The organism is Blautia sp. Marseille-P2398, assembly GCF_964240315.1.
Classification (GTDB): domain Bacteria; phylum Bacillota; class Clostridia; order Lachnospirales; family Lachnospiraceae; genus Blautia_A; species Blautia_A wexlerae.
This window is the reverse complement of record NZ_CAXSTD010000010.1, coordinates 26,487-40,739: the sequence shown is the minus strand read 5'-3', so window position 1 is coordinate 40,739 and position 14,253 is coordinate 26,487. Positions and strand designations below refer to the sequence as shown.

General features: G+C 54.4%; 13 protein-coding genes and 1 pseudogene. All 14 read right to left on the bottom strand.

Annotated elements, in window-relative coordinates:
- Window positions 1-12 precede the first annotated feature (12 nt).
- Window positions 13-1,716, bottom strand: coding sequence for a C40 family peptidase (locus tag ACESZG_RS12410; RefSeq protein WP_205488811.1), 1,704 nt, complete (start codon window positions 1,714-1,716; stop codon window positions 13-15).
- Window positions 1,697-4,066: a VirB4-like conjugal transfer ATPase, CD1110 family gene (locus ACESZG_RS12405; RefSeq protein WP_205488812.1), complete on the bottom strand. Its 2,370-nt coding sequence runs from the start codon at window positions 4,064-4,066 to the stop codon at window positions 1,697-1,699. Before ACESZG_RS12405 ends, ACESZG_RS12410 begins: the two co-directional genes overlap by 20 nt.
- Window positions 4,014-4,409, bottom strand: coding sequence for a PrgI family protein (locus ACESZG_RS12400; RefSeq protein ID WP_195522540.1), 396 nt, complete (start codon window positions 4,407-4,409; stop codon window positions 4,014-4,016). The genes ACESZG_RS12405 and ACESZG_RS12400 overlap by 53 nt, the downstream gene beginning before the upstream one ends.
- A 152-nt stretch (window positions 4,410-4,561) precedes the next feature.
- A pseudogene (locus ACESZG_RS12395) lies at window positions 4,562-5,101 on the bottom strand (MT-A70 family methyltransferase); the annotation flags it as partial.
- Window positions 5,098-5,892 (bottom strand): site-specific DNA-methyltransferase, encoded by a 795-nt coding sequence (locus ACESZG_RS12390; protein WP_205488813.1) that lies wholly within the window; start codon window positions 5,890-5,892, stop codon window positions 5,098-5,100. The pseudogene ACESZG_RS12395 and the gene ACESZG_RS12390, both read right to left, overlap by 4 nt.
- Complete coding sequence (locus ACESZG_RS12385) at window positions 5,882-6,430, bottom strand: septation protein SpoVG family protein (RefSeq protein ID WP_373218433.1); 549 nt, start codon at window positions 6,428-6,430, stop codon at window positions 5,882-5,884. The genes ACESZG_RS12390 and ACESZG_RS12385 overlap by 11 nt, the downstream gene beginning before the upstream one ends.
- A gap of 53 nt (window positions 6,431-6,483) precedes the next feature.
- A complete protein-coding gene (locus tag ACESZG_RS12380) occupies window positions 6,484-7,350 on the bottom strand; it encodes a VirB6/TrbL-like conjugal transfer protein, CD1112 family (RefSeq protein WP_373218431.1) in 867 nt (288 codons plus the stop codon).
- 9 nt (window positions 7,351-7,359) lie between these two features.
- Window positions 7,360-7,572 carry a Maff2 family protein gene (locus ACESZG_RS12375; protein WP_014080814.1) on the bottom strand — a complete coding sequence of 71 codons (213 nt, stop codon included), beginning with the start codon at window positions 7,570-7,572 and terminating at the stop codon, window positions 7,360-7,362.
- Window positions 7,573-7,670: 98 nt separating this feature from the next.
- On the bottom strand, window positions 7,671-9,524 hold the full coding sequence (locus ACESZG_RS12370) for a VirD4-like conjugal transfer protein, CD1115 family (RefSeq protein ID WP_373218429.1): 1,854 nt from the start codon (window positions 9,522-9,524) through the stop codon (window positions 7,671-7,673).
- On the bottom strand, window positions 9,511-9,984 hold the full coding sequence (locus ACESZG_RS12365) for a PcfB family protein (RefSeq protein WP_334290590.1): 474 nt from the start codon (window positions 9,982-9,984) through the stop codon (window positions 9,511-9,513). The genes ACESZG_RS12370 and ACESZG_RS12365 overlap by 14 nt, the downstream gene beginning before the upstream one ends.
- Window positions 9,985-10,033: 49 nt before the next feature.
- On the bottom strand, window positions 10,034-10,747 hold the full coding sequence (locus ACESZG_RS12360; RefSeq protein WP_373218427.1) for an antirestriction protein ArdA: 714 nt from the start codon (window positions 10,745-10,747) through the stop codon (window positions 10,034-10,036).
- Entirely contained in the window at window positions 10,747-11,088 is a 342-nt protein-coding gene (locus ACESZG_RS12355) for a hypothetical protein (protein ID WP_014080816.1), read from the bottom strand. The genes ACESZG_RS12360 and ACESZG_RS12355 overlap by 1 nt, the downstream gene beginning before the upstream one ends.
- Before the next feature lie 285 nt (window positions 11,089-11,373).
- Window positions 11,374-12,825: a ParB/RepB/Spo0J family partition protein gene (locus ACESZG_RS12350; protein ID WP_373218425.1), complete on the bottom strand. Its 1,452-nt coding sequence runs from the start codon at window positions 12,823-12,825 to the stop codon at window positions 11,374-11,376.
- A 186-nt stretch (window positions 12,826-13,011) separates the two neighbouring features.
- Window positions 13,012-14,073, bottom strand: a complete 1,062-nt coding sequence (locus ACESZG_RS12345) for a PD-(D/E)XK nuclease family transposase (RefSeq protein WP_373218423.1) — start codon at window positions 14,071-14,073, stop codon at window positions 13,012-13,014.
- Window positions 14,074-14,253: the final 180 nt, after the last annotated feature.

Sequence of the window (14,253 nt, the reverse complement as noted above, 5' to 3'; positions counted from 1 at the left end):
AATGACCTCCAATCATGGTAAACGCCCGTAGGCGTAAAAATGAGACTGCCAGTAGCTTGTATTTAAGTTTGCATATCCGATGGGATCGCCACAATGGAGCATCCGCCCATCGCCTACATAAATCCCACAGTGGCTCACGCCCGGGGTATCATAGGTTCCCTTGAAAAACACAAGGTCGCCGGGCCTTGGGGAGCTGGTCGGGGTGCAGATGTTGTAAAGCCCCTGCGCCCCAAGGCGGCCCACATTCCAGCCGGAATGATTGATCACCCATGACACATAGCCGGAGCAGTCAAAAGATGTAGACGGGCTGGAGCCGCCCCACACATAGGGATAGCCGATGTATTTCTCTGCCTCCGAGAAAATAGCGGCGAATGTTTCATCGTCCAGATATTCCCCCGGAACCTCATAGCCCTCCGGCGGGTTGGTAATGTATTTGTCCACATAGGGAGAGTCGGGAAACAGGTCGGGACGGTTGCCGAGTGTGGACATATAGATGGAATACCGGGACATCTGTTCTTCGCTCAACAGGGAAACAGGCAGGTGGGACAGGTTTTTGTTTTCCAGCGTCACATAGCAGATGTACCACGAATAGGGTTCATCGTCGCTGTCATAGCGCGTCTCCACCTCCACACGCTCCGTCAGAATATACTGGCGGTCAAAGAGCATTTGCAGGGAGCCCTCCACCTGTGAAAGCGTCCATTCCCCCTCATGGAGTGCCGACAGCAGGGAAATGAGCACATAGGGATCGTGTTCGATCTCGTCCAGATCGAAGTGGTACTCATCATAATCATGGGTGCTTTCGTAAGTATCAAGGTAGGTTTGCAGTTCTGCCTCCAGCCCGGCATAAGCCGCCTCCGTCCCTAAAATCGCCTCATCCGCAGAGGGGTAAGTGGTGGCTCCCAGCGCCCCGGCTCCGGCGTTGCCGATGGACACCAGCGAGGACGAACAGGACTGGATCAGGGCGATCACAAGGACACAGGCCAGCGCCAGCAGGCATCCGACTGGATGGCGCTTCACAAACCCGGCGGCCCGGGCTGTCAGCTTTTCCGTGGCGGCGGCTGTTTTCCCGGCGGCTTTTGCGCTCTGTTTTGCGGCCTCCTTCGCCCGCTTCTGGTATTGCTTTCTAAGCCGCTGTTTCTGCCAGTACCGGGTAAAATAGTTTTTGGAAAGCTCCGGGTGCTCCTGTGCGGCGGTGTGGAAATGATAATCCGCCGCCGCTTTCTGATACCTGGCCTCGGCCCGGCTGGCCGCCCTTGCCGGATGCTCCCGGACTTTGCGCTTTACAAACCGGGAGCCATGCCGCAGGATAACTTCCCCGGCAAGCTCCGAACGGTGGGCCCCTTCCGTTCCTACATTTTCCTGCTCCACCTCGTAGAGCTTGCCATGCACAAAGCCGTGAACGCCCCATCCAGCGGCCCCCGCCGCCTTACGGATCGGGCCTTTTTGTTTGGGCGGCTTCTGCTTTGCCAGCTTTTCCCGGGCGGCTTCCCGTTTTTCGCCCCGCTTTTCCATGCGGAGCTTGGATGCCGCCGCCTGTTCCTGCTGGCTTTTCTGCCGAAATTTTGACTTTGGGACACTTTGTCCCGAAGTGCCAGACGCCCCGGGCTCCTGTTCAGAGCCAGCCCCAAAAGCAGAGCCCCCGGGCTCGGCAGCTCCGCCTCCGGGTTCCGTATGCGTTTGGGACTCCGGGCGTGGTTTATTCGGTTTTCGCTTCATTCTTCATATCCTCCGGTCGGGTGGTTAAGAGGTCATAGATTTCCCCCTTCGGGAACCGATCCACAAACGGGATGGTCACATTCCCGTAAAACAGCAGGCCCTCGCCGGAATTAGAGTGGGTAATGTAGGAAAGCTGATGCTCGGAAATACCGAGCTGTCTTGCCAAAATCGCCCGGTCGCTCTGAGCTTGCGAGAGCAAAATCATAAAATCGGTGTTATCCAGAATGTTCTCAATCTCCCGGCTGGCCAGAAGGTCTTTTACATTCTGCGTGAGGGCGCTGGGAACGCAGCCTTTCTTTCTCAGCATTTTCCACACCGCCACAAAATAGCTGGCGGTCAGCGGATCACGGAGCAGGACATGGAACTCATCGAAGTAGCACCATGTCGCCACGCCCTCCCGGAAGTTGGTATCTACCGCCTGGGACACAAATTCATTTGTGATGTGCATGGCGATCTTGCGGAGGTTTTCTCCCATGTTTTTCAGCACGATACACACCACCCGGCTGTCGGTTTTCACATTCGTGGGATGGTTAAACAGGTTGAGGGAGCCGGTGCAGTAGAGCTCAAGGGCGGTTGCCACACGCCGGGCCTCAGGCTCCGGCTGTTTCAAGAGCTCCTCGTACAAGTCCTGCAAAAGCGGGGTTTTTCCCGTATCAAGCCCAAGGGCCTGTTCCCGGTACACCAGCCGCACACAGCGGTCAACAACTGTCTTTTCGATGGGCTGTAAGCCTTCCTTTCCGCCTACCACCAGCTCGCACAGGGAAAGCAGGAAATCTGCCTTCATGGAAAGAGGGCTCTCCCCGGCGGCCATGTTAAGATCCACATCCATCGGGTTTAGGTGGTGGTGGCTGTCCGGGGCAATCTCTATCACCTGTCCGCCCAGCCTGCGAACCAGCGGGGCATATTCGCCCATCGGATCAACAATGATAATCCGATCCTGGGGAATGGTCAGAAAGACATTGAGCAGTTCCCGCTTTGCCGCAAAGGATTTTCCCGAGCCCGTAGAGCCGAGGTACATTCCGTTGGCCGACTTCAGCTTTTTGCGGTCAGCCATGATGACATTGTGGGAAAGGGCGTTCATGCCATAGTAGAGGGCCTGCCCGTCCATCCGCAGCTCCCTTGTCATAAAGGGGATAAAAATTGCCGTGGAGCTGGTTGTCATACCACGCTGGATCTCCACTTCGTTGTAGCCGAGGGCCAGCGAGGACACAAAGCCCTGCTCCTGTTGCCAGTCCAGCCGCTTGAGGGCGCAGTTGTATTTCTGTGCGATGCCGCCCACGGTAAACACATCGTTTTCCAGCCGCTGGCGGGTAGGGGCCATATTGACTACCGTAAAAGTCAAAAGGAACATCCTCTCGTTACGGGACTGGAGGTCAGCAAGAAGCTCCGCCGCATCCTTGGAAAAGGTAATGAGGTCGGGCGGGAGAATGTCGGGATCGTACCCGGCCCGGACAGCCTTCCGCTGTTCCTCCACCTTCATTTTTCCGATGTCGGAGATTTTTCCCTTGATGGTTTTGATAGCCTTTAGCTGATCCACCGTCTGGATATGGAGGGTTACGGTCATTTCCGCATCCAGCTCCAGAATTTCTGCCAGCAGTTTATCCGAGAGCTCAGACGCTAAAATCTGCAAGTAGGAAACAGCGCCCCAATACTGGCCCACCCGGAACAGGCGGGAGTGCCGGAAGTCAAAGCTGTCCGGGGCAATATAGTCCTTGGTGCCGAGCCCCGTCTGCGGGATGTCCTTCCATGAAAAGCGGAACGGTTCCCGGTTGCCCGGATGCATCTGGCTGTGAAGCAGGGCCAGCCTTGCCCGCCCGTCCATCGGTTCACAGGGAACACCCAGCCGCTTAAAGTTGCCCATCACATCGGCCTCCACACGCTCCAGACGGGGACGGGCCTCCACGATCCCTCCGGCTGGGATGCCGAAAGTAATGTATTTGGAGCGTTCAATCCCGTTGTTAGACCGGGCGATCTGGTTTTTCAGCATCCCGGTAAATTCCTCCCGGACGCTGTTAAAATCATCATCCGTCTGGGGAATGTTTACCTTATAGCGGCTCCGGGAGTGGGAGCGGCGGTTGATAAAGGAAAGCTGGAACGGCAGGGAGCTGTCAAAGTAGTTGAGAAATGAGCTCCAGCCGCCAAAGATTGCAGTCTGATCCTCGGTGGATGCCACGGAATAATTGATGTCCTCATATTCCACGGTCTTTGTGTAGAGCCCGCCGGGGAGCTTGCATACCCCGTCCGGGTGCATCGCCACATAGGGGATCGTCTGCTGGGCGGACAGGGCCGCCCGGTTTTTAGCCTTTGCGGTTTTTCTTCCGCTGGTTGGATTTGCCTTTCGCAATCGCATCCTCCTTTCTCACAGCGCCCCGTCCGGCAAAGGGGGCGTAAATGTTTTGTGTCTGATAGGGCCTGACTCCGGGCCGCAGAAACCGGGCCCGTATGATGTTTTTCAGCACCTTTTCCGCCGGGAGCCCGTCTTTTTCATACATGGCCAGAAGAAACGCCGGGAGCATCACGGCCAGCATAAGGAACATGGCCCCGGTATTACCGATAGAGCCCCGGGCCAGCAGATAGGACGGGATGCCTACCGCCGCCGCACAGCTAAAACAGATGAGCTGGCGCTTGGTAAGGTTTAGGGCCATTTTGGTTTTTACTTTTGACAGGTCGTTGGGTACATTCACATAGGGCATGGATCAGCCTCCTTTCCGGCCCCTTTAACCTCGGGACTCGTCGTCACAAACTCCGCTTGACTACCTCGGGACACTTTGTCCCGAAGTCCGTCCGCTCCGTTGTTCCTCCTCTCCCCACAAAATCGCTGATTTTGCGGGGGCCCCATGAGCCCAAAGTCCGGGATCGTGCTTTTCACTTCATTTCCCCACACCTCCCAGCCGGGCGGGGACTGTCTGGCAAAGAGCTCCACCCGGGGCAGGTCGCCCATAAGGGCCACGATCTTTTCCCGGGCCTCGTCCGGCTTTTTGCTGTGGGCTTCAATCGGGGAAATGATAAACTGATGGATATTTGCCGCCTGCCGTTTGGGATGGCCCCTGGTAGCCAGCAGGCAGATCTCCGCATTTCCCCTCGTCCAGAAGCCAAGGCCATAAAACCAACTGTCCGCCTTTTTATTCTTTTTCAGCCAGACAAAGGCCACCGACTTATAGCGGAAGCCCCACGCCTCTATGAGCCGCAGGGCCTCCGGGAGCTGGGGGAAAGTCACCCACAAAAAAAGTGCGCTGTCCGGGGCGGCCAGATCAGCCACCGGGAGCGCACACAGCTCGTCAATCCCCATTGTGGGATAATGGTTTTCTGCCGCCCCCTGTACCTTACTGCGCTGGTACTGCCAAGGGGGATCGGCGTAAATGATAGAATAGTTTCCGATAGTCATACTCCTTTCTGCCCGGCTTTGACCGCCTCAGTAGCCAGCCGGATGCGTTCTGTAGCCGGGGCGTAAAAGGCCGGGGCGGTTTCAAAGCATACAAAGCGGCGGCGCGTATTGACAGCAGCCACAGCAGTCGTGCCGGAGCCAGCGCAGATGTCTGCCACCAGCTCCCCGGGCCGGGTATAGGTTCTGATGAGATACTCGCACAGCTCCACGGGTTTCTGCGTTGGGTGGATGGTGCGCTGTACGGAAGAAAAGGCCAGCAGGTTTCCGGGGAAACGCAGGCCATCCTCTGATCCACTGCTGGAACGCAGGAATTTTCCATAGTTGGGGCTGTTGTCCCCTGTCCGGGAAATTTTCTTATAGGGCTTGCCCTGTTCAAACTGCGGATCGTAATAGGGCAATTTTTGATAAAACACCAGAATGTTTTCCGTCCGCTTTAGGGGAGCCCGCCTTGCATTGAGAAAGCCAGTACACCTGCTTTTGTACCATACCCATTCATAGCGGAGCATAGAGAGGTTGGATGCCCCCAGCACCTTATCATAGGGGCATTGTGCGAAAAACAGCACTGCGCCATCCGGCTTGACAGCCCACTTGACCGCCTCCCACAGCTCCGGGAGCGGGAGCGGCACATCCCAAAAGTTCCGGGTAGTGCCATAGGGCGGATCGGTAAGGAGCATATCAACCGAGTGCTTCGGCAAAGAGCGCAGCCCTTCAATCCCGTCCATCAAAAACAGCCCCTCCGGGCAGGCTGGAGACTTCGGGACAATTTGTCTCGAGGTCACATCACCTGTCATCCCGGACCTCCTTTTTCTTTGCCGGGGCGGTTCGGGCGGCATTTTCCTTCCCGGCCTCCCTTGCGGCCTGTGCCATCTGCTCCTTGATCGGGGTGGGGCGGACTGCCTCGGCCCGGGCGATGAGCTTTTCCACCGCTGAATGGTACGCCTGGGCTCCCGCCGCATTGAGTCGCTCCTGGGTGGCCCGGTCATTGATCCGCACTGTGGAGCGGTAGCCCGTCCTGCTGGTGGGATCGGGTTTGCTGGGAGCCCCGAGGAAAATCCCGTTCTTACCATCCACCACCTTGAAATCGTCAATCACTACACCGCCATAGTTGACGCTGGCAAAGCCGATGAGCTTGCCCTGGGGCTCAATCGGGCGAACCGTGACTTCGATGGGAACAGCGGCCTCCTGCAAAATTGCGTCCGTCCGCAGCTTAACCGCCTCGTCCACCGTCACGCCTTTTACCTCGGCCAGTTCCGCAATCGGCGCATCGAACAGCCAGCGCCGCTCCTCGGCGGCGATCTGTTCCGGGGTTAATATGACATCCTTACTCAAAATTGTTTCCTCCTTTCCCGGCCTCGGGACAAATTGTCCCGAAGTCCGTCCGTTTAATGCGCCCCGAAGATGCGCTGGGCGATGCCGCCTGTCTTAAACAGCATGAAGCACAGAAGAACCGTATAGCCCACGGTTCCCCATATCGCTCCAATCGGATCGCCGCCTGTGGCGATGCCTTGGATGAGCACCGCATAGATCGCAACACAGACCAGTATGAGCATCCCTTGAAAGCCCACGGCGAACAGGGATTTTAGGTAGTTCTGCCCTGTACCGCCCAGCTCCCGGTTGGACAGCGTGGCAACGGGAAGGGGGGCCAGACTGGTCATTAAATATATTTCAATCATTCTTCCGTACACCAGAACGAAAATGATGATTCCCATGATCTGCATGGTCAGCCCGATTACAGAGGACTGGAGCCACAGGCCAAGGAGCGCCCCCAAGTCCATGCCCTCCAGCGTGGTTTCCAGCTCCGTCAGCATATCCGGCGTAATGTCAGTGGAGCCTTGGATGAGCCCCGCCGCATCCGCAATCACGCTCTGCGACACATCGAACACCGCCATGACAATATTAAAGGTGTTGGAAAGAATGAGGATGGCACAAGCGGTTTTGAATACCCATTTGTAGATATTCGCCACATCAAACTCGTGCATATTGTTCTTTTCCAAAAGCATCTGTATCAGCTCGTAGGTGGCAACAAAGGTCAGCACCAATCCGGCAATCGGCAGGATCACCGTTTCGGAAAGCTGGCGGATGAGGGAGAAAACCCCGGCGTTCCATGCCGCCGGGGTAGTCCCTACCTGTACCGCAATCTCTCCGACTTTGGCATTGACGGTATCAAAGAGCCCTTCGAGGTTCCCCATAATGCCGCTGATCAACAGCTCTTTCAGCCAGTTCGTGAGCCAGTCGGTGAGAAAATCCATAAGCCCTCCTTAGAACAAGCCAGACAGCAGGGGGATCAGCGTGGTTCCCAAAAGGATGATGCCGCCGCCAGCCATGAGCTGCTTCATGCCCTGGCTCTTGGAACCTGGGTTGTCCGATCCATAGCCCTCCAGCAGATTGACAACGCCCCACACGCCAAGTCCAGCGCCGAGGGCTACAACAAGAGTCTGCAAAGTATCAATAGCGGAAGTGAAAAACTGCATAGAGCCTCCTTTTCTCCGGGGTATTCCCGGCCATGAAAAAAACCGCCATTTCTGGCGGCAGGTTACATACTTCGGGACACTTTGTCCCAAAGCCCTATTTATGCAAAGGCGTCCGGATCGTCGATGTCATCATAATTGAGGATGTCCTCGTCCTCGCTTGTGAGCCCATCATCCGGCACAGCCACGGCATACACCTCACACAGCTCGTCCGGCCTGGGCCGCCTGCGGCGGTTGATAAGCCGGTCAAGGTCAAAGGTGTTTTTCTTTTTGTCGGCTTCAGCCGTATATCGGTAGTTCGGGTGCTTTTTCAAATCGTATTTCGGGGAATAGAACGGGGGCAGGCCCCGAAGCTGTAAAATGCACTTATCCCCGGGCATGGTTGCCAACTCGCTGGGTGTCATCAATTCCCGGCCCAGCCGCTGGTTATTTTGACTGTAGCTTTCCGACTGACCACGGGAGCGGCTGTCCGTCTGCATGGAGATTGTAGCCTTACCCAGCCAGTTCTCGGATATTTCCTTGATGGTGCTGGCCTCCCGGCCCCCGAGGAATATCACGCTGTCCATATTTCCCAAAATGGTTTCGGCGTGTTTATCGTAAATCGCCTTACACTGAGCCAACTGCTGATAGAACAGCGTCAAGCTGATCTCACGGGAACGGATGACAGCCACGATCTTTTCAAGCTGGGGAACCTGCCCTGTGTTGGCGGCCTCGTCCCACAGCACCCGTACATGATGGGGCAGGCGGCCTCCGTGAACATTGTCGGCCCTCTCGCACAGCAGATTGAACATCTGCGAAAAGGCCAGAGCCACAAGGAAATTATAGGTTTGCGTAGTGTCCGAGATGATAAAGAACACCGCCGTTTTTCGATCCCCGATGCGGTCAAGCTCCAGCTCGTCATAGGCCATGACCTCCCTAAGCTGGGGGATGTCAAAGGGAGCCAGCCTTGCACCGCAGGAAATAAGGATCGACTTTGCTGTTTTGCCGCTGGCCAGTTTGTACTTTTTATACTGCTTGACCGCAAAGCAATCCGGCTTTCGTTTTTCCAGGCCCGCAAACATATAGTCCACGGCGTTCATAAAATCCTCGTCATCCTCCTTGACCTCCATCCCGGAAATCATGTCAACCAAGGTGTTCATGTTCCGATCCTCGGCGGGACCCTCAAAAATGATATAGGCGATGAGGGCGCAGTAAAGCAGGGTTTCCGATTTTGTCCAGAATGGATCGCCTTCCTTGCCTTCGCCTTTTGTGTTGGAAATGAGAGCGTCCACAAATTTAAGGATGTCGGCCTCGTTACGGATGTACGCCAGCGGGTTATAGTGCATGGATTTTGTGAAATCAATGGAATTGAACACCTTGATCCGATACCCACGCTTTTGCAGGAAGTGGCCCACCTGCCCGAGAACGCCTCCTTTGGGATCGACACACACATAGCTGCATCCGCCGTTTTTGTCTGCGCTGGCCTGCAAAATCTGCGGGGTAAGCCAGAACCTGGTTTTGCCGGAGCCGGACGAACCGATCACACAGGCATTGAGGTTGCGGGCGTTGGCTGGATTTTTCGGACGGGTATTCATGGTAAGGAACTCCGTCCCGGTCAGAATGATGTTGTTTTCAAACTTTGGATCTACGAAAGGGGCTATATCTTTCGGACAGCCCCAACGGGCTGATCCATACTCCTCATCCCGCCGAAATTTTTTAGCGTTTTTGCTTTTCACATAGACCATTACCCGGAACGCCACAGCCCCCACAATGCCAACGAGCCAGTCAAAGGGAGCAAGCCCCGGGGCAAAGTCGGCAAAGGCCGGGCCAATGGTCTGGCCCAGCCCCATGAGCTTATGAGCAAAATCCGCACCCGCCGCCAGACGGTAGGCCGTCCCCAGCTTGAGAAAGGCCCACAGGACAAACAGATACGGGATGTTGGGAATAAGGTATTTTTTGATGCTATCGTTCTTCACGAACCACCTCCTTTGTCCGTTCCTGTGTTTTGGGCGGTTCCTTTACAAGCTGTTCCGCCGCTTTTTTGAGTTGTTCCCGGATGGGGATGCGGCTGGATTTTGACTGTTCCAACAGCCTGCGGGAGTACCGCTCAAAACAGGCGGTAATTGCATCCGCCTGTCCTGCCTTGAAAAACAGCAGGTATTTGTCCGGCCCGGTTTTGTAAAAAGCATAGTCCACATTGAAACGGCGGGCCATGCGGTCAAAGAGCTTCGGGGCCTCCACCTCGATGCTGTTCACATTTTCGCCGTGGGCCATGAGCTTTTTCACGCTCTGCCTGCCGTGGGGCCTTTGGGCTTTCTTATGCCGTTTGGCGATCTGGCGGCCAGCCGCCCGGAGCACATAGGCCAGCCCCCGGGCTGTCAGCTTGCTGGCCCGGACAGAAATCGCTATGGAGCTCCGGGAAATTTCTTCATCAATCAGTTACACCGCCTCCTTTCGCCTTGGGACAAATTGTCTCGAAGTCCAGTTACCGTTCCTCATGGTGTTTTTCAGCCAGCCGCCGGAACCCCTCCTTTGAGGAACCGTCAATAATTTCTTGATAAGCGGCCATCTGCTCCCGGATCGAAAGCTGAGGGTAAGCAAAAACCCTGTGTTCAGCGGGGATGTCCTGGGGGCCGTGGTAGACCTCCCGGAAATCGTCACTCACCTTCGTCACATAGCCGCCCGGTGCAAAGTGTCCGTTTTCGTTGATGGAAATGTCCCGCCCGTATGCTTCAAAGTCAAAGTAGGGTTTTATATTGTCCGGCACTTCGAGACTTTCCATATCCTCCACATAAAGGCGGCCCAGCATTTCCTCATTGTCCACACCGGGATGCAGGTCGTAGCAGTCCAGATTTTGCGTAAGGTTGATCAAGTCCTGCACCGAGCCACAATGCTGGTCGCTGTCCATAACCGCCTCCAGCGTTTCCCGTTCTGATGGGGAGAGCTCCTTCAGCAGATGGGCCAGGTGGTTGAGCTCGTCAATGTTTTCATACTCGCCCAGATAGTCATAAAGGCCGAGAATGTCGCTGTCAAAGGAGATAATAAAGTATTCCTGGCAGCGCACCCCGTCCACGCCGATCCGCTTTAAGAGGGACTGCACCTCCTCCGTGTTGGTGGGGAAATGCAGCGTTTCCCCCACCAGATGCCCCGCACTGTAAAGGGCAGGATTTGAAATGAAAGCCTCAAAAACAGACTCCATCAGCGTTTGCCCTGTCCCTTGACGGTCAGGATGCCCTCAAGGGTGGTGGCGGTAATTCCCAGCCGCTGGGCCACGGCAATATCATTTTTCATGGCCTCGGTCATGGTGTGGCCGCAGACCACCAGCACATGGGAGCGGCGGAGCAGGTCACGGCCCATGTCGATGCCGCTTTTATGCTCCTCGGGTACTGCGTCATTGAGAAACAGGGGCAGATAAAGGGGCGGGCAGATTGGGGAAAAGCCTGCCTCATAAACCGCCCGGCAGTAGCGGGCGGCCTGTTCTGCGTTTTCACTGTCGCCGCTCAACCATGCGGCGGTAATGTATGCAAGGGGACGCTTCATAGTCAATACCTCCGATATTTTAATAAGAAAGTTCAACCCAATCCCCCCGCCCTTTCCCAATCATGGGAAAGGGGGCGGCTCTGGAGGATATACCCCCGCCGCTTGCCGGGGAAATAGCACAGCCGGGGCAGACCGTCAAGGGCAGGCCGCCGTAAAACGGCGGTGCGATGCACCCTTGACAGCCCGCTCCCGGCTGTACGAAAAAACAGGCGGCGACGGGGGATATATACCACCAGAGCCATGATGCGGAGGGCAGGGCCCTCGGGACAAAATGTCTCGAAGTGGTTACTTGTCCTGCTCCATCTTTTTCGGAGCCTTCGCCAGTTCGGGCGGCTGTTTCTCTTTCCACTCGTCCAGCAAAGTCATGATCTGCTCCTTCATTTTGGCGGGAGTGGCTTCCTTGCCAAAATACTTTTCCAGTTCAGCGGTAGAAATAATCACGCCTCGATCCTCCTTTTTCTTTTCTGATAAGATGCCATCAATGACATCACCATTGAGTTTCCCGTCCTTGTCCAGCTCCCGGAGCTTTTTCGCCTGGGCCAGAGAGGGGGATGCCTGTTCTCCGTCAATGGAAACAGCGATCAGCCGCTGGTTTTTGGGGCGGATATAGGAAATCTCCACAGCGGGCATAAAGCCCATTTTTTTATCGTCCACCTTGTCCAGCAGTTCCGGCACAAGGGAGTTCAGCCGCAGATAACGCATGACCTTTTTATAGTTCATGTCGTGCGCCTCGCCCACGATCTCAACGGAGCGTTTTCCAATATCGCCCTCGGCCACATTTTTCAGCCGCCCGCCCTGGTGCTTGATGTCCTCCACTTCCAGTTCCAACAGGGCGGCCAGTTCGCTGGGGAGCGTCTGATCCCTCTGCTTGTTGCTGTCCTTCATGGCCTGTACCGCCTCGTGGTCAGTCATTTCCCGGACGATAAAGGGCATTTCCTCCAGCCCGGCCAGCTCACAACCATGATGGCGGCGATGGCCTGCCACAATTTCATAACCCTTGCCATCCTTTTCCGGGCGGGCAAGACCGGGAACCATTACGCCGTTTGCCTTGATGGACGCTACCGTTTCCTGCATTTTGGCATCGTCCCGCACCTTAAACGGGTGGGGGCGGAATGTGTGGAACGGATGCATTTCGGAAAGCTTCAGATAGACCAGCTTTCCTTCCTCCACAGGACGGGGCGGAGCGGCTGGCTCAGGCGGAGCCTGTTCCGGGGCCGGAGCCGCATTTTCGGGTGGGGCCTTTTCGGGTTCCGGGGCAGCTTTAACCTCCGCAGCCTTTTTCCCACTTCGGGACAATTTGTCTCGCTTAGTCGGCGTGGCCTCGCCGGGGGCCGCCTTATCCGCCTTGGGTGGGCGGCCCTTGCGGGGCTTCGCCGCCTCCTTGCCAGCAGGCTCCGCTTTTTCCTCTTTTGGGGGACGGCCCCGACGGGCCTTTTTAGGTTCATCATCCCCAGCGGTGGGAGGTTCCTCCTGCGTTTTCTCCTTCGGCTCTTTTGCCGACTCCTCTTTTTCTACCTCGGCCCGGGCTGTCTGCCGCTTTTCATTCATCAGCTCATTGATTTTGTCAAAGGACACCACCACATCACCGGGCTCGGGCTGGGCAGGCCCCTCCTGCTGGGGTGTGGGAGCGGCAGTTTGTTCGGGAGCCGGAGCCTGGGGCTCGTCAACCGTAACAGGAGCGGGAGCCTCCGGGAGCTTCTCCTCACCGGGGCCTGTGTTCAATTTTTCATCTGCCATTCACTATCCTCCTTTTCGTGAAAGTTGCACAATTTTGCGGGCTAAATTTCTGTAATTATTTTTCCGCCTCCTTCCGGTCTATCCACGCAAAAAAGCCGCCCGATTTGAACGCCGGACGGCTTTTTGTGTAATGTGATAGATCAAATATTATTTTTTGTGGTTCGTAGGCTCCGAAAAGCCTTGTATTTACAGCGTTCCTAATAGGAAACAATCATATCCTGTATATTTCGCAATCTTATCTATTGGTTCGTTACCTTCAATCATCATTTTTGCCAATGATAAATTTTTCTGTTCGATTCCTTTTCCAATACCTTGTTCGATTCCCCGTTCAATGCCTTGTTCAATGCCCTGCTCAACAAGTGCTTTACTTAAATTACACATATCACGCACCTCACTTTCAAACTCTGCTGTCATTGCAATATCAAACTCATCATTTAAACGTTTCTTCTTTTCTTCTGGTGTTGCAGTTGTTGAAAACAGCACATTTAACAAATCCAGAATTTCCAGATCACTGCTTTCATCCGCATCACCAAGATTAAGTATGACAACTTCCATAAGGTCATATGCTTCTGATTTCACAAACGAGTTACCACGAACAGAATCTTCAACGGTATGATATCTGAATATTCCATTCTTCCTTTTCTTCGCCGGATCAGGACATATCCAGATACTATATACCTTCTGTATCTTCTCATAATGTTCATCTGTAAAGACCGTTCCATACTGCTCTGAAATCATTCTGGCACAATAGTAGAAACCTCTTGTTACCAGTGGATATCCCGGTGTATCATTTAACTGAATCTCCAGATTTATAATAAGCTGTACCGGCTCTTTGCTCTCTGGCAGGGTTGCTTTAAAACGAATATCATAATACACTGTCTGGTCTTTGACAGCATTTGCCTCTGTGTTTAAACCATCCAAACGTTTATCGCCATTTAGTCTTTCATCACGATTCAGCTGATCCTGATGGACTGCATGTTCCGATAACTCCACATTTTCATTCAGACAATTATCGCAGATAAATTTTACGCTATACTGCGAAAACTCTTTTGTACAAGACTTCAAAATCCAGGCAATAACTGCTTTATACGTCAGCAATTTTTTCGCACATTCATCATATCGTGCTCTGTCTGCCGCCAGTTCTATTGTCTGGCTATATCTGTTTGCCGTTCCATAATCATCATCTCCCGCAAGCATGTCTTCTACTTCTTCTATTTTTATGTTACCACAAGCATCTATTTTCAGCAAGTTTCCCTCGAAAAAACATTTCGACAAAAGCTCCTATGCTGAGCAAATCTTTTACGCTACAGTTGTCTCTTCTTTTATTCCGGGAAGTTTAACAACCTGTCGTACCTCTCCATTTGAAACTACCTTTTTACGGATAGCAATATAATATTTTTGAGTTGTTGACTCAAGATCACCAATATA